We start from the raw sequence: 23,915 nt of genomic DNA, 5'->3' as shown, positions 1-23,915 counted from the left end.
GGAGTTCGGCGCAGTCTAATCAGGCGGCGGTCACCTTACAATGCCCCGCCTGGGGCCGACCGATGCCATGATAGAGATAACCCAGTGTAGTTAGTTCCGAAGGATCGTAAATATTGCGCCCATCAAAGACCACCGGCATGCGCATCAGCCCGCATACACGGTGGAAATCCGGCTGGCGAAACTGCTTCCATTCGGTGACCAGCACCAGGGCATCCGCACCTTCGACACAGGCGTAGGGGTCATCGCCCAGCTTCAGTTGGCCGCTGGCCACAGCCTGCGGATAACGCTCGGCAACCCCGCCCAACGCCACCGGGTCGCAAGCCTGGACGCGCACCCCTGCGGCCAGTAGAGCATCCAGCAGCACCAGGCTCGGCGCCTCGCGCAGGTCATCGGTACCCGGCTTGAACGCCAGCCCCCACAGGGCCACGCTTCGCCCACGCATGAATCCGCCGAAATGCTGCTGCAGGGCCTTGAACAGTAGCGTCTTCTGTTCGTCGTTGCGCGCTTGCACCGCCTGCAGGATGGCCGGCTCGTAGCCCTGTTGCCGTGCCGTGCGGATCAGCGCGCGGATGTCCTTGGGAAAGCACGAACCGCCATAGCCACAGCCCGCGTAGATGAAGTGGCTGCCGATGCGCCGATCGCTGCCGATGGCGTGGCGCACCTGTTCGATGTCGACGTCGAGCTGTGCGCAGAGGCCGGCCAGTTCATTGATGAACGAGATCTTGGTGGCCAGGAAGGCATTGGCCGCGTACTTGCTGAACTCGGCGGCACGCGGGGACATCAGCAGAATCCGTTCGCGGTTGCGCACGAACGGCGCATAGAGGCGTTGCAGACACTGCCCTGCAGCTTCGCTGTGGGTGCCGATGATGATGCGGTCGGGGCGCATGAAGTCGTCGATCGCGCTGCCCTCCTTGAGAAACTCCGGGTTGCTCGCCACCTCGATGGCAAACGCCGCACCGCGTTCGCGCAGGCCCTGCGTCACCTGCCTGGCCACCCGCTCGGCGGTGCCGACCGGCACGGTGGACTTGTTCACCACCAGGCAACTGCGTGGCAGGTGGCGGCCAAGGCTGTCGGCCACGGCCAGCACATGCTGCAAATCGGCCGAACCGTCTTCCTGGCTTGGCGTGCCGACCGCGATGAACACCACCTGCGCCCTGGCCAACGACGGCTGCCACTGGTCGCTGAAGCTCAGCAAGCCCTGCTGGATACCGGTTTGCAGCAGTGCCTGCAGCCCCGGCTCATGGATCGGACACTGGCCCTGACGCAGTTGTGCCAGGCGCTGCGGGTCGCGCTCCAGGCACACCACCCGGTTGCCCATTTCGGCGAAACAGGCTGCCGTCACCAACCCTACATACCCCGCCCCGATCACACAGAGTTCCATGGCCGCGCTCCTTGAGGTAGACAGCGGACATTGCTACGCGGCAGTGATTGCAGGGAGGTGACATGTGGATGACAGAAGCATGAGATCAGCTAATGGGTGGCGCTTCAGCCACCGGTCCCCTGCCCGATCAGGACCCCGTCGACCTTTTGCCCGTATAGGTTCACCCCATCATTGGCATGGAACTTCAGCCGTGTTTTCTCGACAGAACGCTCTACCAGCCGAGGATCCTGCGGGCGCTCATGGCGATTGACCCAGGCCGCCACATCCCAGGCCTGCTGATCGCTCAAACTGCCGGGTTTACCCAGCGGCATGTTGTATTTGATGAAGGATGCCGCCGTGTTGATTCGGTGCATACCTGCTCCCCAGTTGTAGGAATCCTTGCCCCACAAAGGCGGCATCACATACTCACCGGCCACTTTCTGCCCTTCGCCATTGTCACCATGGCAAATGGCGCATTGATCGCGGTAGACCTGCTGGCCGCGCTTGAAGTCATAACCGCCCTGCGGCGCAGGCACATCGGGATAACCCCGACCGGCGATTTCCACACCCGTGGGCGCCTTGGTCGACAGCCAGTAGGCATACGCTGACAGGGCGGTCATCTGCGGGCTATCGGCTGCAGGCGGCTTGCCGTTCATGCTGAACTGGAAGCAGCCCTGGATGCGCTCGGCATAGGTGTTGACCTTGTCATTCTTCTTGCGATAGGCGGGGTACATCGGGTACGCGCCCCACATTGGCGCGGAATGGGCCAGGCGTCCTTGGTCGAGGTGGCAGTTGCTGCAGTTCATGCCGTTACCCACGGCCTCCGGCATCAGCCTACGGGTATCGACGAACAACGCATGGCCTTCGCGGACCATCTTGCCAAAGGCGTTGTCCGGCAGTTCGCTTTCGGCCGGTGGCACGAACAGCGCTGCGGCCTGGGCAGGCGGCACTTTGAGCTGCGACTGGTCTTCCATGGCGATGGGCGTAGCGCAGGCATTCCCGATGGCCAAGAGCAGCAGTGTTGGCATCAATGCTTTCATGGCTTGGCCTCCGGGCTGGCGGGGTTGGCGAAGAACGCGGCGATTGCCTTGACCTCGTCGTCGGTCATGGCCTTGGCCACGCCGACCATCAGCTGGTTGGGGTCATTGCTGCGGGTGCCGTCGCGCCAACCGTTGAGTTGGGCCACCAGGTAACTGGCAGGCTGCCCCGCCAAAGGGGGAAAGTGCTCACCGACACCACTGCCTCCCGGGCCATGGCATTGCACACAACCGGGAAGCTGCCGGTTCCAGTCGCCGTAGAGGGCCAGGCGCGTGGTGGGGTCGTCGGCGATCTGCTGGCGACGCAGGCCTGGCGCCGGCTCGCCCGGTAGGCCAGCCAGGTAGCTGCTGACCGCCTTGATTTCATCTTCGCTCAAGGCATTGGCCAGCGGCGCCATCACCGCCTGCTGGCGGCTGCCGTTGCGCCAGTCATGCAGTTGCTTGCTTAAGTACGTGGCGGGCAGGCCAGCCAGGCGCGGGAACCCTGCGGCGGCGATACCTTTGCCGTCCGCGCCATGGCAACCCAAGCAGGCCATGGCGGCGGGGTTGGCCCCGCCCAGGGTGAAGATCTTCTGGCCATCGGCGGCATGCGCCTGCGGCCAGGCCAGGATCAGCAGGCTGCCGATCACGACTCGACTCAACGGGGTCATCACGAATCTCCATTTCTTTTGTTATAAGCTTAGGCTTAAAAAACATAAGCAAATGGATACTAGCCCCGTAACGGAATGGGCAACAACGCCAACTTCTACCCAGGGATGGCAAATTGCCTTTTAACCGCGCATTACTTGCGCCAGGTCAATGGCCGGAGATGCACTTGGTCGCCGCCGTGCGCACATCGCCCAGGCGCAGCGGGAAGTTGTTCAAGCGCTCGTGCAGCTTGATGCTGCTGCCGCTGCCACGCTTGTCGATGTTGACCAGCGCCGCCGGCCCCGCACCGGAGGTCAACTTTTGCGGCACGATCAGCCGCAGGCCATCGCCACGCTGTTCTTCCACCAGGGGGTCACGGGTACTTGCCAACTCCTGCTTGATGCAATCGGCATACTCACGCGGCGATTTGCCAGAGATCACATCCAGGGTCTCATGCGACTGCTCCAGCTCGGAAACGCTGACACACCCCCCCAGCGTCAGGGTTAACGCCGCCACCATCCACTTCATTTGCCGCACCTCAACTATCAGGAATGCGTTCGACCACGGCCGGGCATTTTTGCTCCGTGCTTTGGCAGATTTATCTAACCCCATGCCATCAGGCCCGGCAGCCCATCCATACATCGTGGTATTGTTCACGTTTGCAGAACCAGACCTTGCGGAGCACCCCATGAAATTCGTACACCAGCGCGAGCACCTCAACGAAGACGACATCGTCGTCATCGAGTGTTCTCAGCGCTGTAACATCCGCCTGATGAACGACGCCAACTTCCGCAGCTTCAAAAATGGCGGTCGACACACTTACCACGGCGGCCAATTCGTTGACTTCCCGGCCAAGATCACGGTCCCCAGCACCGGTTTCTGGAACATCACCATCGACACCGTGACCACCCGCCCGATCTCGGTAACGCGCAAACCAACCTTGAGCCACAAGATCAAGATCATCCGTCGCTCGTCGTCGAAACTCAGATAAGACCGCCATGACCCAGAACATCAAGTACGTCATCAAATACAAGCTCGACGGCGAGCGCCGCTGGGATTTCGCCGTGATGCCCGACGCCTCGCACGCGCAGGCGCTCGATGCCCTGCGCAAGATCCACGGCGATGACGCCGACAAGGTCAGCGACATCCAGGTGAGCAAGGCCCTGTAACGCCGCGCCAAGGAGAACTGCATGAGCCACTGGCCCGACCGTCGTATCCTCGATCTGCTGGGCATCGCGTTGCCCATCCTCCAGGCGCCGATGGCCGGTGCCAGCGGTTCGGCCCTGGCCATCGCCGTGGCCCATGCCGGCGGCCTGGGCGCCCTGCCCTGCGCCATGCTCACGGGTGAGCAGTTGCGCGGCGAAATCGCTGCTTTTCGCAGCGCTTGCCCGGGCCAGCCGCTGAACCTGAATTTCTTCTGCCACCAACCACCCGCTCCCGACAGCGAGCGCGACGCGCGCTGGAAGCAGGCACTCAAGCCTTATTACGAAGAAGTGGGTGCCGACTTCGAGGCACCCAGCCCGGTCTCCAACCGCGCCCCGTTCGATGAACAAAGCTGCCAGCTGGTCGAACAATTGCGCCCAGAGGTGGTGAGCTTTCACTTCGGCCTGCCCGAAGCGGCACTGCTGGAACGGGTCAAAGCCACCGGGGCCAAGGTACTGTCCAGCGCCACCACGGTCGAAGAAGCGCTGTGGCTCGACGCCCATGGCTGCGACGCGATCATTGCCATGGGCTATGAAGCCGGCGGCCATCGCGGCATGTTCCTCAGTGACGACATCACCAGCCAGATCGGCACGTTTGCCCTGGTGCCACAGATAGCCGACGCGGTGAGCGTGCCGGTGATCGCCGCGGGCGGCATCGCTGACCACCGTGGCTTGGTCGCGGCTTTGGCCCTGGGCGCCAGTGCCGTACAGATCGGCACCGCATACCTGTTCTGCCCCGAGGCCAAGGTCTCGCCGGCCCACCGCCGCGCGCTGGACAGCGCATCGGCCAGCGAAACGGCCCTGACCAATTTGTTCACCGGTCGCCCGGCACGCGGCATCAACAACCGCATCATGCGCGAGCTGGGGCCGATGAGCGAACTGGCGCCGCGCTTCCCGCTGGCAGGCGGTGCGCTGATGCCGTTGCGGGCAATCACTGATCCGCTGGGCAACAGCGACTTCAGCAATTTGTGGTCGGGCCAGGCGTTGCGCCTGGGCAAGCCCATGCCTGCCGAGCAGTTGACGCAGGCGATTGCGGGTAAAGCTTCGACGCTGGTTAACCGCTGAAATGATCCAGCCTGAGCAGCCCCTTCCCGGCCAAAGGCCTATCGCTATATAGTTACCGATATAACGATAACCCCAAGGAGCTGACTTCATGCGTATCCGCCTGCCCCACCTGGCCGCCACTGCCCTCGCAAGCCTGATTTCCCTCAACAGCGCCTGGGCCGACGAGGTGCAGGTTGCGGTCGCTGCCAACTTCACCGCGCCGATCCAGGCCATCGCCAAGGATTTCGAGAAAGACACCGGCCACAAGCTGGTCGCCGCCTATGGCGCCACCGGGCAGTTCTACGCACAGATCAAGAACGGCGCACCGTTCGAGGTGTTCCTGGCAGCCGATGACAGCACCCCGGCCAAGCTTGAACAGGAAAAGGAAATCGTCCCCGGCTCGCGCTTCACCTACGCCATCGGCACCTTGGCCCTGTGGTCGGCCAAGGAAGGCTATGTGGATGGCAAAGGTGATGTGCTGAAGAAGAACGAATACCAGCACTTGTCGATCGCCAACCCGAAAACCGCTCCTTATGGCCTGGCTGCAACCCAGGTGCTGGGCAAGCTGAACCTGACCGAAGCGACCCAGGGCAAGATCGTCGAAGGCCAGAACATCACCCAGGCCTTCCAGTTCGTTTCCACCGGCAACGCTGAGCTTGGCTTCGTCGCACTGTCGCAGGTCTACAAGGACGGCAAAGTGACCAATGGCTCGGCCTGGATCGTGCCGTCCAGCCTGCACGAGCCGATCCGCCAGGACGCTGTGATCCTCAACAAAGGCAAGGACAACGCTGCCGCCAAGGCGCTGGTCGAATACCTGAAAGGTCCAAAAGCCGCTGCGGTGATCAAATCCTACGGTTATGAAATCTGATGCCACTGGATGCCAGTGACCTGGGTGCAATCTGGCTGACCGTCAAACTGGCCAGCCTGACCACCCTGATCCTGCTGGTCATCGGGACCCCCATCGCTTGGTGGCTGGCGCGTACACGCTCGTGGCTGCGCGGGCCGGTGGGCGCGTTGGTGGCGCTACCGCTGGTGCTGCCGCCGACAGTGATCGGCTTTTACCTGCTAATCGCCCTGGGCCCGCACGGCTGGATCGGCCAGGCCACCCAGGCATTGGGGCTGGGTAGCGTGGTGTTCAGCTTTACTGGGCTGGTGATCGGCTCGACGGTGTATTCCATGCCGTTCGTGGTGCAACCGCTACAGAACGCTTTTACCGCCATCGGCCAGCGCCCCCTGGAGGTCGCCGCGACCTTGCGGGCCAGCCCGTGGGATACCTTCGTCCACGTGGTACTGCCGTTGGCGCGCCCAGGCTTCATCACCGCCAGCATCCTTGGCTTCGCCCATACCGTTGGCGAGTTCGGCGTGGTGCTGATGATCGGTGGCAACATCCCCGACAAGACTCGCGTGGTCTCCGTGCAGATATTCGATCACGTCGAGGCCATGGAGTATTCGCAAGCCCACTGGCTGGCCGGTGCCATGCTGGTGTTCTCGTTCCTGGTGCTGCTCTTGCTGTACGCTGGGCGCCGCGGCAAGGCTGGCTGGAGCTGAAATGACTGGATCGATTGTGGCGCGCCTGAAGCTGGCGCGCGACGACTTTACCCTGGATGTCGACCTGCAGCTGCCGGGGCGCGGCATCAGCGCACTGTTCGGCCATTCAGGCTCCGGCAAGACCTCGTGCCTGCGCTGCCTTGCCGGCCTGGAGCGGGCTGCCAGCGCTTACATCGAAGTGAACGGTGAGGTCTGGGAAGACAGCGCGCGTGGCTACTTCCAGGCGCCTCACTTACGCCCGGTGGGCTACGTGTTTCAGGAGGCCAGCCTGTTCCCGCATTTATCGGTGCGTGGCAACCTTGAGTTCGGCTGGCGGCGGATTACGCCGTGCGAGCGCAAGGTCGGCCTCGACCAGGCCTGCCAACTCCTGGGGATTGGTCACCTGCTCGAACGCAGGCCGGCCACCTTGTCCGGCGGCGAAGCGCAACGCGTCGGCATCGCCCGCGCGTTGCTCAGCAGCCCGCGCCTGCTCCTGATGGACGAGCCCTTGGCCGCGCTGGACGGGCCGCGCAAGCGCGAAATCCTGCCCTACCTCGAGCGCCTGCACGACGAACTGGACATCCCGCTGGTGTATGTCAGCCATGCCCAGGACGAAGTGGCACGGCTTGCCGACCACCTGGTGCTGCTGGAGCAAGGCAAGGCCATGGCCAGCGGCCCCATCAGCGAGACGCTTGCCCGTCTCGACCTGTCGCTGGCACAGGGCGAAGATGCCGGCGTAGTGTTTGAAGGCCTGGTGGTCGGCCACGACCCGCATTACGACCTGCTCGATTTGCGCCTGCCCGGCGGCGACGCCCCTGTGTTGCGCATCGCCCATCCGGCCCACAGCATGGGCAGCACTTTGCGCGTGAAGGTGCAGGCGCGCGACGTGAGCCTGGCGCTTGCGGCCGACAGTGCCTCCAGCATTCTCAACCGGCTGGCAGTGCGGGTGCGTGAAGTACGCCCCGCAGACAACCCGGCGCATGTGCTGGTCAGCCTGGATACCGGTGGCAGCACCTTGCTGGCGCGCATCACGCGCTTCTCGGCAGACCAGCTCGGCCTGCACCCAGGCCAGGCCTTGTACGCGCAAATAAAGTCGGTAGCGCTATTGGGCTGAGCATCCACCAGCGGGCCGTTGTCCATTGCTCAGAGACCTGATCGAGGCCTGCCGCAATGCTCGACTGCACCTTGCCCCCCAGCCTGCACTACGTTGACGACAGCCAGCCGGGCCTAAGCCGGCGCCGCTGGCGCGACCGCTTCATCTACCTCGATGCGCAAGGCCAGCGCATACAGGACAGCGCCACCCTGGCGCGCATCGCCGCGCTGGTGATCCCGCCGGCCTACACCGAGGTGTGGATCTGCGCCGACCCACAAGGCCACCTGCAAGCCACAGGGCTGGACGCGCGCGGCCGCAAGCAGTACCGCTACCACACCCAGTGGCGCGAACTGCGCGACCAACACAAGTACGGGCGGATGCTGGCCTTCGCCCAGGCCTTGCCCAAGCTTCGCACGCAGTTAGAAGGCCATCTCGCTCGCCCAGGGTTGGACCGGGAAAAGGTCATGGCGCTAGTGGTCAGCCTGCTCGACCACACGCTGATCCGTATCGGCAACCAACGCTACCTGCGCGACAACAAGTCCTACGGACTGACCACCCTGCGCAACCGCCACGTCAAGGTCGAAGGCAGCACCATCCGCTTCCAGTTCCGCGGCAAGCGCGGCGTGGAGCACAACGTCACTTTGCGCGACCGGCGCCTGGCTAACCTGCTCAAGCGTTGCATGGAACTGCCGGGGCAAGCGCTGTTTCAGTATCTGGACGAAGACGGCCAGCGGCACAGCATCGGCTCCAGCGAGGTGAACCAGTTCCTGCAGCAACTGACCGGTGCCGACTTCACCGCCAAGGATTACCGCACCTGGGCGGGCAGCAGCCTGGCACTGAGCCTGCTCAGGCCCCTGGCCTGGGAGCCGGAAAGCGAGGCCAAGCGCCAAGTGGCGACCATCGTCAAACAGGTTGCCGCGCGCCTGGGTAATACACCGGCAGTGTGCCGGCGCTGTTATATCCATCCTGCGGTGTTGGAGCACTACGCGCTCGGGCGCCTGACCGACCTGCCACAGCGCCGCGTGCGCAAAGGCCTGGATGCGGAAGAAGTTGCCTTGTTGCTTTTTCTACAGGCGCTGAAAGAACCAGAGGATGATTGACCCCGGCTATTTTCATCATTACGCAGAGAAATTTCCCATACGCACCGAAGCCCCCTATCCTTGCCAGCGAGCACCTTCGCCGACACGCTGATTAGGTTCAACTGCGGCACCTGCAACTAAAGACACCAACAGAATTTGCCTTGAGGGGAATTAATATCCGCCGAAAGCGTCTTTAATGAGAAGGAAGAGGGACAGGCTCCCACCGCTGCGGCACTTGGCCAGGCGGATTTCTACATCACCAAGGAGAACTACATGCTGATACTCACCCGTAAGGTTGGCGAAAGCATCGTCATCAATGATGACATCAAAGTCACCATTCTGGGCGTCAAAGGGATGCAGGTGAGGATTGGCATCGATGCACCTAAAGATGTTCAGGTGCACCGTGAAGAAATCTTCAAGCGTATCCAGGCCGGCAGCCCTGCCCCTGAGAAACACGACGACCAACACTGATTAACTCGCTTCAAGCCGCACGGACGCGCTTGATCGAATGGCGGCACTTGCCGCAGCTCCAGCCTCAGGTGCCCAGCAGTTGGTTCACCTTGGCGATCAAACTGTCCACGTCGAACGGCTTGTCGAATACCGCGGCGAACAGCTCCGGGCGTCCTTGGCTGGCCTGCGCGCCGCTCATGAGGATCACTGGCAAGTCGGGCAATTGCAGTTCCTCACGAATCGCCAGCACCAGCTCATCACCTTTGAGCACTGGCATCATGTAGTCGGTGATCACCAGATCCACGCGTTTTTCCTTCAGCGCTTCCAGGGCCTTGCGCCCATTGCTCGCCTTTTCCACCAGAAAGCCTTCGTCCTCCAGTGCAAAGCCGAGGATATCGGCAATCAGGTATTCGTCATCGACGATCAGGATGGTGTTCATCGGTTGGCCGCTCATCCGCTGCCTTGCGGCACCGGGGTGCCCGAGAGAACGCCACAGGCCCCCTCGAAAGCCTTGCGCAGGCTGATTCCTTGCGGCCCAATCAGCAGTTCGTGCAACGCCGGGTCATGCTGGCTGTCACGCACCTTCAGGATCGACAGCATGCGCCGCAGCTGCGAGTCGAGCTCGACGAAGCGCATCAGCATGAGGTTGTCGACAATGCTCGACAGGTCGGGCGCCGGGGCGGTGATTTCCGAGCCGAACAGGTCGCGCATTTCCCAGGTGAGCATGACGCTGACATCCCGCGCCCGCAGCTCGCCGGTGAGCGCCCGGAAGAACGCATTGAGCCGCACAGGGTCCACCGCCAGCCGGCTGAAGGCGCCCAGGCTGTCGATCAGCACGCGCTTGCAGCCCTGCTGCTCGACACGCGCTAGCAGGCGCGCGCCCACTTGGTCCAGCAAGCCCTCGGTGGTCGGCTGCCAGCACAGCCGCAAGCTGCCTTGGCGCTCCAGCGCGGCAAAGTCGTAGCCCAGCGACGCGGCCTTCAAGCGTAGCCGCTCGGGTGTTTCATAAAACCCGAAGTGCAGCGCGGGGGCATCAGGGGTGGCGGCGCCCAGAAAGGCCAGGCCCAGGGAGGTCTTGCCGACCCCTGATGGCCCCATCAGCAGGCTGACCGATCCCGTGGCCAATCCTCCGCCAAGCATTTCATCCAGTGCTGGCACGCCCGTGACAACCCGGCTCAACGTGGCCGAACCGAGCTGGCTGGGGTGGCTGTAAAGCGACTCCAGGCGCGGATAAACATGCATGCCGGCCTCGTCGATCAGGCATTCGTGGCGACCCGACAGCGAACCGCTGCCCCGCGTCTTGCGCAGCTGCACATGACGCACGGCACGGCTGCTCAGCAGTTGCTCACCCAGTTCGATCACGCCGTCGACCATGGTGTGCTCCGGGCTGCCCTCATCCAGCCGCGCACTGGTCAGCAGCAGCACGGTACAACCGGCAAAGGCAGCATGGCCCTGCAGCTCCGAGACGAACTTTTTGGTATCCAACGTGGTTTCCGCGCGCACCCGGGCGTTGAGCACGCCGTCAACGATCAGCAGGCTGGCCTGCTGGCGACCGATTTCCTGGCGCAGCAGTTTGACCACCGCGTCGAGCCCTTCCTGTTCGAGGGTATCGAAGGCGCTGACAAACTGGATCTGGTCGCCGACCAGGGCCGGGTCGAAGAATTCCAGCGTCGCCAGGTACTGGAACAGCCGCTCATGGGATTCGCTGAGCAGGGTTGCCACCAGCACCCGACCACCCTCCCGCACATGGCCGCAGGCCAACTGGTTGGCGAGAATCGTCTTGCCCGCCCCCGGCGGCCCTTGAATAATGTACGACGCGCCCGCGACCAAGCCGCCCTTCAGCAGCGCGTCGAGCCCTTCGATCCCCGTCAACAGCCGCTTGAGTGCCTGAACCATGAGGGTTACCTGTGGAGTTGAGCAGCCGAACCCTGCTGCGATGCCGGCAGGTAGAGGCGCATGCAGGTGCCCTTGCCGACCGTGCTGTCCACGGTGATTGCACCATTGCTTTGCTTGGCGAAGCCGTAGGCCTGGCTTAGCCCAAGGCCGGTACCTTTACCGAAAGGCTTGGTGGTGAAGAACGGCTCGAAGATCCGCAGCAGCACCTGCGGGTCGATGCCCGCCCCGCTGTCGCTTACCTCAAAGCACACGAACGAGCCTTGCAGCCCCTCGACTTCACCTTCGAGCGCGACAGCATCCACCGCAATACAAATGGTGCCACGTTCGCCGATTGCATCACGTGCATTAAACAACAGGTTGAGTAACACCATCTGCAACTGGCCGGCATCCACCTCGATCAACGGCAAGTCGGGTTGCAGGCGCTCCTGCAGCACAATGTCACTCGGCAAGGCGTGCTCTAGCAGGCTACGCGTCGAGGCCAGCAACGTAGAAGGGGCGATAAGGCTGACATCCAGTTGCCGATGCCGGGCGAACGTCAGCAACTGCTGAGTCAGCTCGGTACCGCGCTGGCCGGCATCGAGGATGTGTTCGAGCATGCGCTGCACACGCGCAGGGTCCTGGCTGCCCAGTGCCAGTTTGGCCGAGGTAATGATGATGGTCAGCAAGTTATTGAAATCATGCGCCAGCCCACCGGTCAGTTGGCCCAGCGCTTCGAGCTTCTGCGCCTGGAACAACTGGGCCCGCACCGCATCCAGCTGCAGTGCCGTTTCGCGCCGGTCGGTGATGTCGCGGGTGACCTTGGCCAGACCGATGATCTGCCCCTGGTCATCGCGGATCACATCCAGGGCGGCCAGCGCCCAGAACTGCGTACCGTCCTTGCGTACCCGCCAGCCCTCATCTTGGGCAACCCCCTGTTCCAGGGCCTGTTGGAGGAGAAATTCGGGGCGCCCTTCAGCGCAATCCTGGGGGGTGAAGAACAGCGAAAAATGCCGGCCGATCACTTCATCGGCGCGGTAACCTTTGATCCGCTCGGCACCGGCGTTCCAGGACACCACCCGGCCAAAGGGGTCGATCATGTAAATGGCGTAGTCCACCACTGACTGCACCAACTGCTCATAGCGGTTGGCGGTCATGGCAGGTTGGTCGATGCAGTCGGCTGAAACCATGCAAACTCCACAGGCACAGCGGGAGGGACGTGTTGAGCTTAGCCAATAGTACGCGCTTAACTCAGCGTGTGCGGCAACAGATGTCAGCGCTCACGCTCGATGAGTACCGGGCTGATGCGCCGAGGCATGGCCACCTTCAACAGCCACAGGCCCACCAGCAGAATCACGCCACCACCTCCCAGGGCCAGCAACCGCTGTTGCAGAGGGTGATCCGCGTCCAAACCGAGCATCAGCAGATAGCCGCCGAGGCAGATCAGGCTGAGGTAAAGGAAACCTCCCAACAGCATCACCTGCAGGAATACCAGACGCCAGAACAGCCGTGGGCGGACAACACGCCCGTTAGCGTTAGAAGGACTGCCCCGCGACATGGCTCTGCACTCATTGGATCCAACCAAGTGGGCCACAGTGGCCTAATGACAGCAAGGTGTCAATGACCCAATCAATCTCCTCCTCGTTCCATTGATCATAGGTGCTGTTGTTGACTCAACTATAACAATGGGTTATAAAGCGCCCTTGATTGCCAGGCCCTTCTGCCTAGAAGCGCGCCGGTCTACGCGACCCTTTCAAGCGTGCGAGTGTGGTGGAATTGGTATACACAGCAGACTTAAAATCTGTCGGCGTGAGCCTTGCGGGTTCGAGTCCCGCCACTCGCACCATTTTCCTGTGAAAAGGCGCCTTGATGGCGCCTTTTTGCTGCACGGCACAAATCCGCGTAACTGCTAGAGTGGAGCTTGTCACTGTCCACTGGAATACCGCCATGCGCTACTCCCTGTTCGCCGGTCAACGCGACGTGATCATCCTGATCGCCCGCGTGCTGCTGATGATCCTTTTCGTGATTTCCGGCTGGGCAAAGCTAACCGGCTTTGAAGGCACCGTCGGCTACATGACGTCCCTGGGCGCCCCCGCCCCCATGCTGGCCGCAGCGGTAGCGGTGATCATGGAGTTCTTCGTGGCCATCATCCTGATCCTGGGCTTCTATACCCGCCCGCTGGCGTTTCTGTTCGCCCTGTTCGTGCTGGGCACAGCGCTTCTAGGCCATCCGTTCTGGAACATGGTCGACCCTCAGCGCGCGGCCAACATGACCCAATTCCTGAAGAACCTGAGCATTGTCGGCGGCATGTTGTTGCTGGCAGTGAGCGGGCCGGGGCGCTTCTCGCTCGACGGGCGCTGAGTCAGTCGTCCAGGTCGTCGTGCCAGGCTGGATGATCGCGCTCGTCATCATCGAGGTCATCCAGCAGATCCTGGTCTTCCTCGACCTCGTCCTCGGCACCTTGGGCATCCGCTTCAGGCTCGAAGTCATCATGGAGAAACTCGTGATCGAGCAGGTGATCGTGCTCGGGCTCGTGCAGGTCGTCTTCGTCGCGCATGGTCGCTCCAGGGAATAAGGCACGCCTGTATAAGCGCAACGCCCGATGCGGTCAATGGATAGCGGTTAATGTTGACTTAACCGGTGTACATGATCCTACAGCCTCTCCCTTCAAACGCTCCTTGCCCGCCTTCATGGCGGGCTTTTTTGTACTTCGCCACTTGCCTGGTAGCCGCCTTCACTCCCGAGCCATGCTTGAATACAGGCTACCGACATGCTCTTCACGATTTTATGACAAGTGCATGGGCACACTGGCATTGCTTCGTACGTTCTTTAGGCCCGCCACTTGTTGGCGGGTTTTTCTTTTGTGGCAAGATCGACCACAGGTGCCTACCGCTACTGCAATGCTGCGCGCCAGCTTAGGTATTGGCAGAGCGCCCAGTTTTTTCGGCGCGCAAAGAAAAACCCCGCAGACGTTAATCTGCGGGGCTTTCGAATGTGGAGGCCGAGGTCGGAATCGAACCGGCGTAGACGGATTTGCAATCCGAGCTGCATTTGCTTCTATTTCAATAGCTTACGAGAATATCTATTCCGCATAGGCGCTATTTTAGCGAGGCTGCAGCCCTTTAAAATCAAGGGGGCTGAGGGCAGTTGCGGAATTGATTTTGAGGCGTTTTCGGTACACCCCTGTAATGCAGCAGTAGCGTAAGAATCACATCTCAGGCCGCGCCGTTAGCGGCCTATGCATCGCAGCTGTCTAATATGCATTGGCGAGTTTGGGCGACTTTCGCTCAGCAAAACCGAGAAACATCAGCGCGGTTTTAGACAGCCAAAGCACCCTCCTCCGGCGTTCTGCCGACCCCTCCTCCCTTACTTTTTGGCCGGCCGCAGTATCTCGTGCACGTAGTAGTTCGGCTCTGGCTCGGTGTACTTGAACAGTCCGCACGCGTACCACTCCTCGTGTTCGGCCAAGCCGTACAGCCGCGCCGACTCGACAAACTCGAGCATCTCGCACAACTGATCAGCATCCACCTCTCGGCGCCGGTGCGCCGCCTTTGCCATCTCGCTCAGGACCGCCGCCCGGCCATCTGGGTCGGTGGCCAATTCGCACTGGTCGTTGAGCTCATCCAGCCAGGCTCTCGGCAATGTGCTCATCATTCTGCCCGGCACCACCACGACTGCGCGTACAGCACACCGTCGATATCCTCGATGCCGTTGATGTTCATCCCGAGCTGGGCCATGCCGTTGACCTTGGCGTCGTGCAGTCGCGGGATGATGTCGCCGCTGGGCGTCGGGTTGAACACCCAGGCCTGGGTGGCCACCCGGCCAAGCGGCTCACTGTGGTGGTCGCCGATGTGGATGTCGGCCCGCAGGGGCTTGATCTTCCTGAGCTGATCGGAGGGGATGGCCACGCCATTCACGCGGCGGCGCACGAGGAGGAAGTACATGGGGCACCGATACTGTATAAAAACACAGTATCGTATAGACGAGCCCCGCCGTGGGCAATTGCCGATCAGCGGATCTAGTGCAATGGAGGAAGATCTTTGCCGCGGGCCTGGGCCACGACTCGTAACTGGTAGTCGGAGACAGCCTGGAACAGCGACTCGGCCAACAGGTGCAGTCGCTCCACCTCTTCAGCTGGCAGCCCGGCGGCTTCTGCTTCGTGGTACTGACGCATGGCCTCGATCGCTTGCTTGATGAGCGGCTCGCCCGCCTCCACCAGTCCAATGAACGTCCGCTTCTCCACCACCGTGCTCCGATTAGTTGATCAGCGCATTATAGGACGCCTCACAGGCAAGCCCGGCTATTCTGGCTCGGTCAAGCGACGTCGCCAGCTCTCGATTCGTTCCGACAGACCGGTCGAGCAGGTCGGAGAGCACCATGGCGGCGCGGGTGGCTGCCTGGCCTCGGGCGACAGCGGCGGTATCCGTGCCGGGGCAACTGATGGTGGCGGCGAGCTTTCCTGCTTCGTCGCGCAACCGCTGGCCAGCAGCATCGGCGCCAGCAGCGCCAGCATCAGCAATCGTCCTTTCTTCTTGGGCATGAGCTCTCGCCTCCTCCTGCGCCGCAGCGCGTCGTTGTTCTTCCTGCCGGGCGCCGCGCTCGCCGATCACCTCGGCCAGGCGGTCTCCGCTGTCTCGTTGTGCTGATGCGACGGCGGCCTCGGCACGCTCGACCGAGCGGCCGTGCTGGTACGTCAGCCAGTAGGTACCCAGGAGGGCAAGCAGCAGCGCGCACCTGATGACCCAGGACTTCATGCCAGCACCCGCAGCGCCAGGTCGTACAGCGCCTTTCGCTCGGCGTCACCATGCGGAACACGGCCAGGCTGGCCAGTGTTGATGACGCTGCCGATGTCCTGGATGCGGCCGGCGTCGGCCATTTCGTTCAGTCCGTGCTTCGCCCACCACCATGCAGCAGACTGGGCGGCGTGCTCGGCCTGCTCGAGCAACCCAGGGTCGTCTTCCAGCGGCAGGCCAAGGCCGGCGCCAGCGGCGCGGTAGTTGGAGCGGCCGGTGACCTGCAGCAGGCCACGTCCGCGGTACTGCCAGCCATCACCGGATGACTCGGGGCCATTGCCGATCCGGCCGCCGTAGACCTTGTTGGCGATCTTCTCAGGCTGGCGGGCGTAGCCGGGCGCGGTCTGGCTGGTGAACCTGGTGGGCCAGATCTTCACCAGCGCCTCGCCGCTGTAGTTCAGGTTTTCGACCAGGTTGCGCAGCTGGCCGGACTCGTGGCCGACCTGAGCCAAGAAAGCCGCCTGACGGACACGGCTATCGATCTTCCAGCGCACCATCGCCCGGTTCAGCGCGGGCAAAAAAATGCCCGCTACTGGGCGGGCTTTGGGCAGGATCTGCAGCAACTGCTGCTCGGTGATGGGCATCAGGCGTCCTCCTCTGCCGCCGCCTCGGGCGCGATGTCTGCCACCTCCTGAGCGGTAACGTCGACCGTCGCGGAGTAGCGCTTGATCAGTTGCGCGGTCAGCACCTCGGCGCCGGGCTGGCTCTTCAGCAGCTCCCGGGCGGCGGTATCCGCTTCGGCCTCGGTGGCGTACTCCACGGCGCGGATCGGGTCCAGGGCGTTGGTGCGGTTGATGACGATGAAAGGCATGGGCTTTTCTCCAGGCAAAAAAATACCGCCAGCGGGCGGTCGGTGGTTTCGGTGTGATCAGGCCGGCGGCGCGGGCCAGTCGATATCGGTGGGGTAGCCTGCCTGCTCGGGGATCTCAAACAGATCCAGGCGGTAGTTCTGCCAAGCGGTCAGCAGGTCCCGCTTGGCTTGGTCGGCACGCCCGAGCTCTACGGCATCCCGCAAAGGTTCGATGGCCTGGTCAGCCACCGCCCGGCGCTGGGCAATATCGGCGGTGACGCTGGCCACCATCTGCTCTTGCTGGGCTTGAGCCTTGGCCTCGGCAGTGATGACCTGTGACCAGTCGATCACGCCGGGGATAGCCGGGCCCTCAGACCCCTGCTCGACACCAGGCAGAGGCACCGGGCCAGCCGGCGGGTCAACGATGTCCGCCGGGAAACGCGCCTCTTCCGGTGCATCGGCGCCGTGCGCGAAGCGCAGGGTCAGCACCACCTTGCCGTCGATGCGCTCAACGGGGCCGACCACATCGCTACTGCTGATGGCCTGGGCCGGCAGCGTACCGCCTTCGGGCAGATTGGCGAAGTCCAGCGCCAGCCCGTTGATGGTCAACATATCGCCCAGCCGCGAAAGTGTCATGCGCCCGGCTGAGCGCACCGGAGAAAGTTTGATAATCATCAGTACCACCGCCCTATCGCGATCCACGAGTACGAGTATGTTTGAACATAATTCCAGTATTGAATTATCTGAAACGTTGTTGCGCTTGCCATAATTGCCCTGGAATACCCAGAAAACACATTGGTCACGTTAACCGAAACTATGTTGGGCACCACTTTGAAGTTGCCCGCAAACGCCGCTGGCAGTGAGATAGTCGCTGCATACGCCTGAGACGTAGTGCTTTGATCAATACCACCAATGGTTTCACCCCAGCACAGCATCGTGCCGTCAGCATACTTTGTGTATCTACCATTTGCATTGCTGCTGCTTTCGATGATTTTTGGCGCGGGCAATGTGTTACCGCCGAGAAAGGCATACAGTTCATCGAAGTTCGCATTGGCCTTCGTGAACGCCGAGCGCGGGGTATCGCCGCCAACGCCACTGGGCGCCGTGCCCAGGCCGATTACTTGCTTTGCCATGTTGGCATCCTTAAAGAGGTTTCATCGGGCGGGAGGCGAACAACGTCCGGCCATTCACGCTGAGCGGGTTAATGCCATCGAAGTTTTCGCAGTACATCTGCAGCACATCGCGCCTACCTGGTAAGAATCCGCCAAAATTCGCGCGTATGGGCTGCGTGGTCTGGGTGACGTTGGCTGCTGAAAATAGGGCATTGGCCAAGACGTAATCGGCGTAGTTGCCCGTCCAGGCCATTTGCGCAGGAGAGGCGTAGTAGCCTGCTCCGGTGATAGGCGTGCCCGCTGTGGCAAATGCATTGTTAACGGGCTGGCTGTTCAGCAGAGCGAGATTTGCCGACGTCAAAAATGTGCGGTTCCCCGCGGCGTCCCGAACCGAAACTCCGTATGTATCGGGCGGAGTGTTCGGCACCATGTAACTTGCACAAAACCAGTTAATCATCATCGGGTTTAGCGCAACGCTTCCATGTGCGACCTGGCTGTTGTAGGCCTTGATACGAAACCCGGTCCAGTTCCCAGGAGATCCTGTAACAAAGAAGCTCCCAACCATCATGTAGTTGTCGGCATTCAGGAAAATCATAGGACGTTCGTAGGTCGTTACCGGCTGCGGGAACGTCACATTTCCATATTGAATCTGGTTCCCGCTACCTGCACCCTGGAAGCCAATATTAAGCCGCCCGTTGTATCTAACGCTGAGCACTCGGTTTATTGCATCAATCTGGGTGCGAACATTGTTGTTTGCAGCACGTATGCCGTAACTGCCGGCGGCAGAGAACGGCTCGCCACCCTGCGATAAAATCATGACCTGCCAAGTCCTAGTTCCAGGCTGACGAAGTTGAAGCTGCCCAGGCGTTGCCCAAGCAGCCGGACTCCACGTGCTGTCTGCCGCCTCAAACAGAGCGTCGACGACAACAAAGGACTGCGCCTGTATTTCCGGAATAGCGAAATACTGGTCGAAGGCGTTGTTGCCAACCACCTGCATCATCTTCAGTGAACGGATCGGGGTTACCGTTGTGTCCAGGGTAATGGCGCCGGACGCATCACGCGTCCGAATGCCATACAGGTCCGTCATTGCGTCATCCTCCCCACCGCGGTCCGCTCGATGCCGTTGGTGTCGTAGACGTACACGCCGCCGTTGTTGATCAGCGTCGAGCCGTTGGCATCCTGCCCCCGGATGGTTACTGCGCCAGTGACAAAGTTCAGTTCCAGCAGCGGCCGACCTTGAGCATCGAGAGCCTGCGACTTTAAGGTCATGCCCACGATCAAGTTCTGAATGAACGCCGAGTTGATGAACGCCTGATTGAGGTAGAGCTGCCCGTTCTGGAACACGAACAGATTCGCCTCCGGGCCGTTGATCCCGTTGATGATCGCCACGCGATCGGCGGAAAGCAGGATCTCCCCCACTGATCCGTCGCTACCCTGAATGATGCCGGTGGCGACTTTCTTGCCGGCGTTGTTCGTTTCGGTCTTCCACGAAGAGATCGCCGATACCCTGCCATCAACACCCGCAACCGTCTGGCTGACCATCTGCACGGACGAACTGACATCGCCAACCTGCGATTGCACGGTATCGATCCGCTTGCCGGTGGCGATGCCGTCCTCGATCCGGGCAGACTGCTCGGACCAGACGCCAACGAGCGACTGCTCCGACCCGGCAAAGCCTTCCTCTGCACCGGCAAGCGCCGTATTGACCTGGACATACAGCCCATCCAGGCGGGTCGCTTGGGCCGAGAGCTGCTCACCCTGCTGCGTAACGGAGGACGTGACCTGCTGCAGCGCCGCCGCCGAGGCGCCTGGCCCCTGCCGGCCTACCGCAATCCAGTCAACCTCAAAGGATCCGCCCGACAGCGCGCCGAGATCGATCCGCAGCCGCGTGATGGTGCTCGTGACCCAGTCATTCCCGCCCGCATACAGGCTGGCCATGTCCCACTCGACCACCGCGCTTTCGCCCACCGCAATATTGGGATTGGCCGCGCGAGCGGTGTAGCTCCCCGAGAACCCGTGCCCTACGGTCTGGTAGTACAGCGAGCTGTCCCAGTCTGCAGCGGTGCCTGCCCGGCGCGTGATCTTCACCTTGATTCGGCTGTAGAGCGCGCCGTTGATGCTTATCACTGGGCTGATCAGGTTCGGATCGTTGGCAGTGGCCGTGATGGTCACGTTGCCGGTACCGGCGGTGAGCGTGGCGTTCGTCGCTGTCCATCCCTCCACGCTGCTATCGAACTGCCAGGTTCCGCCCGGCGCCGTGTCGAGGCCAGCGGCGCCCATGCTGCCGACCGTATTGCGCAGGTCGGTGATGGACTGGCTTTGGCTGGTCAACGCCGTGCCATGCTGGGAGACAGTAGACTCCAGCGCCTGCACTGCCGAAGCGTCCGCCTTCCCTGCAACCGTGTTGCTCAGGTTGGTGATCGCCGTTCCCTGGGTGCTCAGGCCCGATTCGGTCTGCTCAACTCGAGTGGTGATCGCCTGGGTGGCCGCCGCCTGCGCCGCTGCCGTCTGCTCGAGCGACGGCCCGTAAGCCGTGGCTACCGCACCCTCCTGGAACTTAACGTTGTCCAGCTCAACCCAGATGGCTGTGGTGGTGGTGCCGCTGTTCATCATGCGTGCCGCGAGCACGGTCACGGACACCGCATCTGCCGGCGCGGTAGCCAGTAAGGTGTAGCGCGCCATCGTTCCAGTGAGGGTGTGACTGACCACCGGCGAGGCCAGTACCGCGCCCGCCGCGTTACGGAACTGCAGGTACTGCCGAAGCTGCATCCCCGCAGTACCGCGCGCCCAGGCGCTCAGCGCGTAAGGGCTGCCGGCTCGCACCTTGGGCCTGGCCACATTGTCGGCACCGTAGGTGATGTCGATGTAGCCAGCAGCCGGCAAGGCGGCGTGGTCAGCACGCTGGGCCTTGGTGCTCTGCGGTAACGGTGAGTCCACGAGGGAGGATGTTACCCCGGCAGCAGTTGCACCAATGCTCCAGTACTTCGCCCGGGTCGTGGTAGCCAGCTCCTCAAACGACGAGTTGGCCAGCAGGTTGTCGCCGCCGATGTTGCTGATCTGGTTGTTCAGCCCCGTGATCGCAGAGCCTTGCGTCGACAGCCCTTGCTCGGTCTGCGTCACACGGTTCGCGATCGAGTCGACGGTAGAGGCGTTCGCCTTGCCGGCGAGGCTGGTCTGAACGCCGTCGATTCGCTCGGATTGCGCAATCAGCTTGCCGTCTTGCTCGGTGACCTTCGTCTCCACCGTCGTCACGCGGGAAGCCAGGGCGCCAGCTGCGCGCACGGCCTGGCCTACGTCGGTCCAGTAAGCAGCATTCGGCGGGGGCGTGTTGATCGGCACCGCCTGGCTGGCCTGGTAGATCTTCCCGTCGGGCCCGAGCACACCCTGGTCGACCGAATAGGTCTTCTCCGGGTCGTACGGCATCGAGTCGGCCAGGTCTGCGATGGCGTCGATCTGCTCCTGAAGCTCTGTGCTGATTTCCTGCAGCCGCGAGTTTACCGAGCCAGGCAAGCCTGGCGGGCCAGAGATCAGGGCGATCTCTTCTCGCAGCTCGGGCGCCAGCAGGCCGTTGTCGATCTTGTCCTTCAGCGCCGCGAGCACGGCCGTCACGTCGTTCGACGTGGAAGCCACCACCTTCAGGAAGGCGCTGACCCCATAGGCGTTCTTCGAGCGCACGAAGTAGGCGTAGTTGGTGGCGAATGCCAGCCCGGTATGCGTCAGGCTCAGGCCCTGGCCCAGGTAATCACCCTGAGTCGCCTGCGGGTTGGTCGAGAAGAAGTACTCGTATGTTCCCCCATTCAGCCCATGCAGCGTGTTGCCCGGGATCAGCGTGATGGTGTCGATGGTGGCCTGCACCACACACGACTCGGGGATCGGCGGGCCGTCGATGCTGACCGTGATGCTCGCCTCGCCGGAGCGAGTCAGCGGGCCAAGGGCGGCAACGCTCATGGTGTAGTTGCCGGACGGCAGCCCGGACAGCCGTAGCTGAACGGCAGTAGCCGGCACCTGCTGAGCCTGCACGGCGGTAGTGCCTTGGCGTACGGTTACCGCGTATCCGGTTACAGTACCCGCCGGCGGCGTCCACGAGAGCACGCCCTGCACAACCTCTGCTGTTTCGCTGGTAGACCAGGCCAGATCGGTCGGGCTGCCCAGACCACCGGAGGGCAGACTGATAAAGCCGATCGGGTTGTACGGCTGGCCTACCGCATCATCGAAGATCGCAGGCTCATTCTGGGACACTGACACACTGCAGCCAGTATCGGCCGCCATCGACCAGTCGGTGACGATGAACTCACCCACGATGTTCAGCGAAGGCAGGTTGACCTTCACCGACCGGCCAGGCCGGCAGTTGTAACCCACGAAGTTCATCGGGATGCTGAGGGTTCCGCCAGCGCGCCGGCGGCGAAGCTCGATGTTCGCCAGGCGCTGAGCCTGGTACGGATCGCTCACGTACGAAAACGCCAGGGTCTCGGCCGCCTCGCCGCCATCGGCTACGACCCACTCGGCCACGGAGACCTCCGGATAATCGGTCTCGGCCCATGCCTGGGACGGATCGATGAAGGTGCCGCGCACGGTGTTGAGGGCCGAATCGTTGGAAGGCTCGGTGCTGCCGGTGACGGTACCGGTGACCATGTCCTCGGTAATCTCGAAGTCATACGGCCCGTAGTAGGCGCCCACCTGCAGCATCCAGCGGCCGCCTACACGGATCAGCTTGCCACCGCAGGCGGCTTCCAGCTTCTGCATGACCTGGGTGCGCGACTCGTCGGCGCCGATCACGCAGCCCGAGTGATAGCGCGGTGACGTGGAGCCGTCCGGGTTGGCAACCGATTCGTCGCATACGCTGGCACTGTTGGCGAAGCTGGCAAATACAATCTCATCATCTGGCACGCCGCAGCGATTGCGCAGGAACCAGAGAATGTGCAGTGCGGTGTTCGCGCTGTAGCCCGTCATCCCGGTGCGTGGATCGTAGATGTCCCGGCATCCACGGATCACGAAGCGGACGTCAGGGATTCCCGAGGGGTACTTTTCGGCGCTGTACTTGAATGACAGGCGAACGTAGGACAGGCCTCGCCCGATCTGGGTGTCACGCCAATCCGGGCAGTTGGTCTTCAGGAAAGCGTTCACCTGGGCGGGGTCGACGACAAGCTCATACGAGGCGTGCTCGCCATAGGCCTGGACAACCTCTTCACCGAGATAGATGTCCTCCAGGCCATCAATCGCCCCCTCAGAGAGCACGTAGACCATGTGCAGCCATTCACCATCGGTCTGGTCACCGGCTTGCTCCTGCCCCCAGGCCAGCACGCCGCCCGTGCTCACCCGGCCCAGCACGTACCTGGCGGCAGCCTTGGACGAGCGCAGGGTCTGGCTGGACGGCTCACTGGCCCGCAGCGAACCGGTATCGAGTTTGTCCTGCTGCGACGAGACGTAGAATGCCAGCGCAGCACCTGCCAGGGCACCCCATGGGCCGCCTTGGGCGAAGCCGACCACGGCGCCGATGGCAATCTGGGCGACTTTGCTGACTGCTGAACTCATTCAATCCTCCAAACCATCAACGGCTCACACTCGATGCGGCATACCCCATCGGGGGAAACCGACCAGAACTCATCCGCCCAGAACACCGCCACGCCCCGTCCATTCGGGCCGTCATACAGGGCGATATCCCCGCGCTGCAGCAGGCCGGGCTGAACCCGGGCAAAGCAGGCATCCCAGGCGCCCTCCAGTGAGCCGTGCAGCTTCTTCAGCAGGCGCTTGGCGCCAGCCTCCGAGGAATACTTGCCCCGGTATGCTTCGGCAGGATCAACCCCGCACACCGCCACGGCGCAGTCAGCGGCAAACAGGCAGCAGTCAAATTCACCCCATGAAAAAGGCCGCTCTATGGCGGCCTTGATGGTGTGGGCAAGCTGCGTCGTCCAATCGCGCTTTCGCATGG

At 62.4% G+C, this 23,915-nt stretch carries 29 protein-coding genes, 1 tRNA gene and 1 pseudogene; 10 read left to right on the top strand and 21 right to left on the bottom strand.

Annotated features, from left to right (window positions below; all coding sequences use genetic code 11):
- Nucleotides 1-19 precede the first annotated feature (19 nt).
- The 4 genes from ACIPIJ_RS07825 to ACIPIJ_RS07810 form a co-directional block, all read right to left on the bottom strand.
- The gene (locus ACIPIJ_RS07825; protein WP_401074614.1) at nt 20-1,381 is read right to left on the bottom strand and encodes a UDP-glucose dehydrogenase family protein; all 1,362 of its coding nucleotides are present in this window, start codon (nt 1,379-1,381) and stop codon (nt 20-22) included.
- 104 nt (nt 1,382-1,485) lie between these two features.
- Nucleotides 1,486-2,400, bottom strand: coding sequence for a c-type cytochrome (locus ACIPIJ_RS07820; protein WP_401074611.1), 915 nt, complete (start codon nt 2,398-2,400; stop codon nt 1,486-1,488).
- Nucleotides 2,397-3,047, bottom strand: a complete 651-nt coding sequence (locus ACIPIJ_RS07815; protein ID WP_401074608.1) for a c-type cytochrome — start codon at nt 3,045-3,047, stop codon at nt 2,397-2,399. The genes ACIPIJ_RS07820 and ACIPIJ_RS07815 overlap by 4 nt, the downstream gene beginning before the upstream one ends.
- A 145-nt stretch (nt 3,048-3,192) precedes the next feature.
- On the bottom strand, nt 3,193-3,552 hold the full coding sequence (locus ACIPIJ_RS07810; protein ID WP_401074605.1) for a hypothetical protein: 360 nt from the start codon (nt 3,550-3,552) through the stop codon (nt 3,193-3,195).
- A gap of 160 nt (nt 3,553-3,712) precedes the next feature.
- Here ACIPIJ_RS07810 and ACIPIJ_RS07805 point away from each other — a divergent pair, with 160 nt between their 5' ends.
- The 8 genes from ACIPIJ_RS07805 to csrA all read left to right on the top strand — a co-directional run bounded on the left by ACIPIJ_RS07805 (nt 3,713) and on the right by csrA (nt 9,440).
- Nucleotides 3,713-4,015: a DUF1883 domain-containing protein gene (locus ACIPIJ_RS07805; protein ID WP_016487931.1), complete on the top strand. Its 303-nt coding sequence runs from the start codon at nt 3,713-3,715 to the stop codon at nt 4,013-4,015.
- 7 nt (nt 4,016-4,022) lie between these two features.
- Nucleotides 4,023-4,193 (top strand): hypothetical protein, encoded by a 171-nt coding sequence (locus ACIPIJ_RS07800; RefSeq protein ID WP_401074602.1) that lies wholly within the window; start codon nt 4,023-4,025, stop codon nt 4,191-4,193.
- Nucleotides 4,194-4,214: 21 nt separating this feature from the next.
- The gene (locus ACIPIJ_RS07795) at nt 4,215-5,291 is read left to right on the top strand and encodes an NAD(P)H-dependent flavin oxidoreductase (RefSeq protein ID WP_401074599.1); all 1,077 of its coding nucleotides are present in this window, start codon (nt 4,215-4,217) and stop codon (nt 5,289-5,291) included.
- Between the two features lie 88 nt (nt 5,292-5,379).
- Nucleotides 5,380-6,138, top strand: a complete 759-nt coding sequence (modA, locus tag ACIPIJ_RS07790) for a molybdate ABC transporter substrate-binding protein (RefSeq protein WP_401074596.1) — start codon at nt 5,380-5,382, stop codon at nt 6,136-6,138.
- Complete coding sequence (modB, locus tag ACIPIJ_RS07785) at nt 6,138-6,818, top strand: molybdate ABC transporter permease subunit (RefSeq protein WP_401074593.1); 681 nt, start codon at nt 6,138-6,140, stop codon at nt 6,816-6,818. The genes modA and modB overlap by 1 nt, the downstream gene beginning before the upstream one ends.
- Nucleotide 6,819: 1 nt before the next feature.
- A complete protein-coding gene (modC, locus tag ACIPIJ_RS07780) occupies nt 6,820-7,911 on the top strand; it encodes a molybdenum ABC transporter ATP-binding protein (RefSeq protein ID WP_401074590.1) in 1,092 nt (363 codons plus the stop codon).
- 56 nt (nt 7,912-7,967) lie between these two features.
- Nucleotides 7,968-8,990, top strand: a complete 1,023-nt coding sequence (locus tag ACIPIJ_RS07775; protein ID WP_401074587.1) for a DNA topoisomerase IB — start codon at nt 7,968-7,970, stop codon at nt 8,988-8,990.
- A gap of 252 nt (nt 8,991-9,242) precedes the next feature.
- Nucleotides 9,243-9,440 carry a carbon storage regulator CsrA gene (csrA, locus tag ACIPIJ_RS07770; protein ID WP_012315047.1) on the top strand — a complete coding sequence of 66 codons (198 nt, stop codon included), beginning with the start codon at nt 9,243-9,245 and terminating at the stop codon, nt 9,438-9,440.
- A gap of 64 nt (nt 9,441-9,504) precedes the next feature.
- On the opposite strand, the gene ACIPIJ_RS07765 is transcribed toward csrA, so the two are convergent.
- The 4 genes from ACIPIJ_RS07765 to ACIPIJ_RS07750 all read right to left on the bottom strand — a co-directional run bounded on the left by ACIPIJ_RS07765 (nt 9,505) and on the right by ACIPIJ_RS07750 (nt 12,849).
- Nucleotides 9,505-9,858 (bottom strand): response regulator, encoded by a 354-nt coding sequence (locus tag ACIPIJ_RS07765; protein WP_401074585.1) that lies wholly within the window; start codon nt 9,856-9,858, stop codon nt 9,505-9,507.
- A gap of 11 nt (nt 9,859-9,869) precedes the next feature.
- Nucleotides 9,870-11,315, bottom strand: coding sequence for an ATPase domain-containing protein (locus ACIPIJ_RS07760; RefSeq protein WP_401074583.1), 1,446 nt, complete (start codon nt 11,313-11,315; stop codon nt 9,870-9,872).
- 5 nt (nt 11,316-11,320) lie between these two features.
- Nucleotides 11,321-12,481: a nitrogen regulation protein NR(II) gene (locus tag ACIPIJ_RS07755; RefSeq protein WP_401074580.1), complete on the bottom strand. Its 1,161-nt coding sequence runs from the start codon at nt 12,479-12,481 to the stop codon at nt 11,321-11,323.
- A gap of 83 nt (nt 12,482-12,564) precedes the next feature.
- Nucleotides 12,565-12,849, bottom strand: a complete 285-nt coding sequence (locus ACIPIJ_RS07750) for a hypothetical protein (RefSeq protein WP_401074578.1) — start codon at nt 12,847-12,849, stop codon at nt 12,565-12,567.
- Nucleotides 12,850-13,052: 203 nt separating this feature from the next.
- Between ACIPIJ_RS07750 and ACIPIJ_RS07745 the strand changes: the two genes are divergently transcribed.
- Together ACIPIJ_RS07745 and ACIPIJ_RS07740 are read left to right on the top strand one after the other, a co-directional pair.
- A tRNA-Leu gene (locus tag ACIPIJ_RS07745) sits at nt 13,053-13,137 on the top strand.
- Between the two features lie 101 nt (nt 13,138-13,238).
- The gene (locus ACIPIJ_RS07740; protein ID WP_401074575.1) at nt 13,239-13,652 is read left to right on the top strand and encodes a DoxX family protein; all 414 of its coding nucleotides are present in this window, start codon (nt 13,239-13,241) and stop codon (nt 13,650-13,652) included.
- A gap of 1 nt (nt 13,653) precedes the next feature.
- On the opposite strand, the gene ACIPIJ_RS07735 is transcribed toward ACIPIJ_RS07740, so the two are convergent.
- From ACIPIJ_RS07735 to ACIPIJ_RS07675, 13 genes and pseudogenes are all read right to left on the bottom strand, one after another.
- The gene (locus ACIPIJ_RS07735) at nt 13,654-13,848 is read right to left on the bottom strand and encodes a hypothetical protein (RefSeq protein ID WP_401074573.1); all 195 of its coding nucleotides are present in this window, start codon (nt 13,846-13,848) and stop codon (nt 13,654-13,656) included.
- 809 nt (nt 13,849-14,657) lie between these two features.
- Complete coding sequence (locus ACIPIJ_RS07730) at nt 14,658-14,945, bottom strand: hypothetical protein (protein WP_401074570.1); 288 nt, start codon at nt 14,943-14,945, stop codon at nt 14,658-14,660.
- Nucleotides 14,942-15,235 carry a hypothetical protein gene (locus ACIPIJ_RS07725; protein ID WP_401074568.1) on the bottom strand — a complete coding sequence of 98 codons (294 nt, stop codon included), beginning with the start codon at nt 15,233-15,235 and terminating at the stop codon, nt 14,942-14,944. Before ACIPIJ_RS07725 ends, ACIPIJ_RS07730 begins: the two co-directional genes overlap by 4 nt.
- A 74-nt stretch (nt 15,236-15,309) precedes the next feature.
- A complete protein-coding gene (locus ACIPIJ_RS07720) occupies nt 15,310-15,534 on the bottom strand; it encodes a hypothetical protein (RefSeq protein ID WP_401074566.1) in 225 nt (74 codons plus the stop codon).
- A 13-nt stretch (nt 15,535-15,547) separates the two neighbouring features.
- Complete coding sequence (locus ACIPIJ_RS07715) at nt 15,548-16,045, bottom strand: DUF2514 domain-containing protein (protein ID WP_401074563.1); 498 nt, start codon at nt 16,043-16,045, stop codon at nt 15,548-15,550.
- Complete coding sequence (locus ACIPIJ_RS07710; protein ID WP_401074560.1) at nt 16,042-16,668, bottom strand: glycoside hydrolase family 19 protein; 627 nt, start codon at nt 16,666-16,668, stop codon at nt 16,042-16,044. Before ACIPIJ_RS07710 ends, ACIPIJ_RS07715 begins: the two co-directional genes overlap by 4 nt.
- The gene (locus ACIPIJ_RS07705) at nt 16,668-16,895 is read right to left on the bottom strand and encodes a hypothetical protein (RefSeq protein WP_401074557.1); all 228 of its coding nucleotides are present in this window, start codon (nt 16,893-16,895) and stop codon (nt 16,668-16,670) included. Before ACIPIJ_RS07705 ends, ACIPIJ_RS07710 begins: the two co-directional genes overlap by 1 nt.
- 57 nt (nt 16,896-16,952) lie before the next feature.
- The gene (locus tag ACIPIJ_RS07700) at nt 16,953-17,549 is read right to left on the bottom strand and encodes a tail fiber assembly protein (RefSeq protein WP_401074554.1); all 597 of its coding nucleotides are present in this window, start codon (nt 17,547-17,549) and stop codon (nt 16,953-16,955) included.
- Nucleotides 17,549-18,007: a hypothetical protein gene (locus ACIPIJ_RS07695; protein ID WP_401074551.1), complete on the bottom strand. Its 459-nt coding sequence runs from the start codon at nt 18,005-18,007 to the stop codon at nt 17,549-17,551. Before ACIPIJ_RS07695 ends, ACIPIJ_RS07700 begins: the two co-directional genes overlap by 1 nt.
- A 10-nt stretch (nt 18,008-18,017) precedes the next feature.
- Nucleotides 18,018-19,073 carry a hypothetical protein gene (locus tag ACIPIJ_RS07690; RefSeq protein WP_401074549.1) on the bottom strand — a complete coding sequence of 352 codons (1,056 nt, stop codon included), beginning with the start codon at nt 19,071-19,073 and terminating at the stop codon, nt 18,018-18,020.
- Nucleotides 19,070-19,528 carry a DUF1983 domain-containing protein gene (locus tag ACIPIJ_RS07685; RefSeq protein ID WP_401075723.1) on the bottom strand — a complete coding sequence of 153 codons (459 nt, stop codon included), beginning with the start codon at nt 19,526-19,528 and terminating at the stop codon, nt 19,070-19,072. Before ACIPIJ_RS07685 ends, ACIPIJ_RS07690 begins: the two co-directional genes overlap by 4 nt.
- Before the next feature lie 1,632 nt (nt 19,529-21,160).
- Nucleotides 21,161-23,518, bottom strand: a pseudogene (locus ACIPIJ_RS07680) (host specificity protein J); the annotation flags it as partial.
- Nucleotides 23,515-23,913: a DUF6950 family protein gene (locus ACIPIJ_RS07675; RefSeq protein WP_401074546.1), complete on the bottom strand. Its 399-nt coding sequence runs from the start codon at nt 23,911-23,913 to the stop codon at nt 23,515-23,517. The gene ACIPIJ_RS07675 and the pseudogene ACIPIJ_RS07680, both read right to left, overlap by 4 nt.
- Between the last annotated feature and the right edge of the window lie 2 nt (nt 23,914-23,915).

Source organism: Pseudomonas sp. NPDC087185, from assembly GCF_044744955.1.
GTDB lineage: Bacteria > Pseudomonadota > Gammaproteobacteria > Pseudomonadales > Pseudomonadaceae > Aquipseudomonas.
This window is presented reverse-complemented; position numbering and strand designations above follow the sequence as displayed.

What these genes read in the sequence shown, in the direction of transcription:
- ACIPIJ_RS07825 (WP_401074614.1), bottom strand. Translation starts at nt 1,381, where the DNA reads ATGGAACTCTGTGTGATCGGGGCGGGGTATGTAGGGTTGGTGACGGCA.
- ACIPIJ_RS07820 (WP_401074611.1), bottom strand. Translation starts at nt 2,400, where the DNA reads ATGAAAGCATTGATGCCAACACTGCTGCTCTTGGCCATCGGGAATGCC.
- ACIPIJ_RS07815 (WP_401074608.1), bottom strand. Translation starts at nt 3,047, where the DNA reads ATGACCCCGTTGAGTCGAGTCGTGATCGGCAGCCTGCTGATCCTGGCC.
- ACIPIJ_RS07810 (WP_401074605.1), bottom strand. Translation starts at nt 3,552, where the DNA reads ATGAAGTGGATGGTGGCGGCGTTAACCCTGACGCTGGGGGGGTGTGTC.
- ACIPIJ_RS07805 (WP_016487931.1), top strand. Translation starts at nt 3,713, where the DNA reads ATGAAATTCGTACACCAGCGCGAGCACCTCAACGAAGACGACATCGTC.
- ACIPIJ_RS07800 (WP_401074602.1), top strand. Translation starts at nt 4,023, where the DNA reads ATGACCCAGAACATCAAGTACGTCATCAAATACAAGCTCGACGGCGAG.
- ACIPIJ_RS07795 (WP_401074599.1), top strand. Translation starts at nt 4,215, where the DNA reads ATGAGCCACTGGCCCGACCGTCGTATCCTCGATCTGCTGGGCATCGCG.
- modA (WP_401074596.1), top strand. Translation starts at nt 5,380, where the DNA reads ATGCGTATCCGCCTGCCCCACCTGGCCGCCACTGCCCTCGCAAGCCTG.
- modB (WP_401074593.1), top strand. Translation starts at nt 6,138, where the DNA reads ATGCCACTGGATGCCAGTGACCTGGGTGCAATCTGGCTGACCGTCAAA.
- modC (WP_401074590.1), top strand. Translation starts at nt 6,820, where the DNA reads ATGACTGGATCGATTGTGGCGCGCCTGAAGCTGGCGCGCGACGACTTT.
- ACIPIJ_RS07775 (WP_401074587.1), top strand. Translation starts at nt 7,968, where the DNA reads ATGCTCGACTGCACCTTGCCCCCCAGCCTGCACTACGTTGACGACAGC.
- csrA (WP_012315047.1), top strand. Translation starts at nt 9,243, where the DNA reads ATGCTGATACTCACCCGTAAGGTTGGCGAAAGCATCGTCATCAATGAT.
- ACIPIJ_RS07765 (WP_401074585.1), bottom strand. Translation starts at nt 9,858, where the DNA reads ATGAACACCATCCTGATCGTCGATGACGAATACCTGATTGCCGATATC.
- ACIPIJ_RS07760 (WP_401074583.1), bottom strand. Translation starts at nt 11,315, where the DNA reads ATGGTTCAGGCACTCAAGCGGCTGTTGACGGGGATCGAAGGGCTCGAC.
- ACIPIJ_RS07755 (WP_401074580.1), bottom strand. Translation starts at nt 12,481, where the DNA reads ATGGTTTCAGCCGACTGCATCGACCAACCTGCCATGACCGCCAACCGC.
- ACIPIJ_RS07750 (WP_401074578.1), bottom strand. Translation starts at nt 12,849, where the DNA reads ATGTCGCGGGGCAGTCCTTCTAACGCTAACGGGCGTGTTGTCCGCCCA.
- ACIPIJ_RS07740 (WP_401074575.1), top strand. Translation starts at nt 13,239, where the DNA reads ATGCGCTACTCCCTGTTCGCCGGTCAACGCGACGTGATCATCCTGATC.
- ACIPIJ_RS07735 (WP_401074573.1), bottom strand. Translation starts at nt 13,848, where the DNA reads ATGCGCGACGAAGACGACCTGCACGAGCCCGAGCACGATCACCTGCTC.
- ACIPIJ_RS07730 (WP_401074570.1), bottom strand. Translation starts at nt 14,945, where the DNA reads ATGATGAGCACATTGCCGAGAGCCTGGCTGGATGAGCTCAACGACCAG.
- ACIPIJ_RS07725 (WP_401074568.1), bottom strand. Translation starts at nt 15,235, where the DNA reads ATGTACTTCCTCCTCGTGCGCCGCCGCGTGAATGGCGTGGCCATCCCC.
- ACIPIJ_RS07715 (WP_401074563.1), bottom strand. Translation starts at nt 16,045, where the DNA reads ATGAAGTCCTGGGTCATCAGGTGCGCGCTGCTGCTTGCCCTCCTGGGT.
- ACIPIJ_RS07710 (WP_401074560.1), bottom strand. Translation starts at nt 16,668, where the DNA reads ATGCCCATCACCGAGCAGCAGTTGCTGCAGATCCTGCCCAAAGCCCGC.
- ACIPIJ_RS07705 (WP_401074557.1), bottom strand. Translation starts at nt 16,895, where the DNA reads ATGCCTTTCATCGTCATCAACCGCACCAACGCCCTGGACCCGATCCGC.
- ACIPIJ_RS07700 (WP_401074554.1), bottom strand. Translation starts at nt 17,549, where the DNA reads ATGATTATCAAACTTTCTCCGGTGCGCTCAGCCGGGCGCATGACACTT.
- ACIPIJ_RS07695 (WP_401074551.1), bottom strand. Translation starts at nt 18,007, where the DNA reads ATGGCAAAGCAAGTAATCGGCCTGGGCACGGCGCCCAGTGGCGTTGGC.
- ACIPIJ_RS07690 (WP_401074549.1), bottom strand. Translation starts at nt 19,073, where the DNA reads ATGACGGACCTGTATGGCATTCGGACGCGTGATGCGTCCGGCGCCATT.
- ACIPIJ_RS07685 (WP_401075723.1), bottom strand. Translation starts at nt 19,528, where the DNA reads ATGGTCAGCCAGACGGTTGCGGGTGTTGATGGCAGGGTATCGGCGATC.
- ACIPIJ_RS07675 (WP_401074546.1), bottom strand. Translation starts at nt 23,913, where the DNA reads ATGCGAAAGCGCGATTGGACGACGCAGCTTGCCCACACCATCAAGGCC.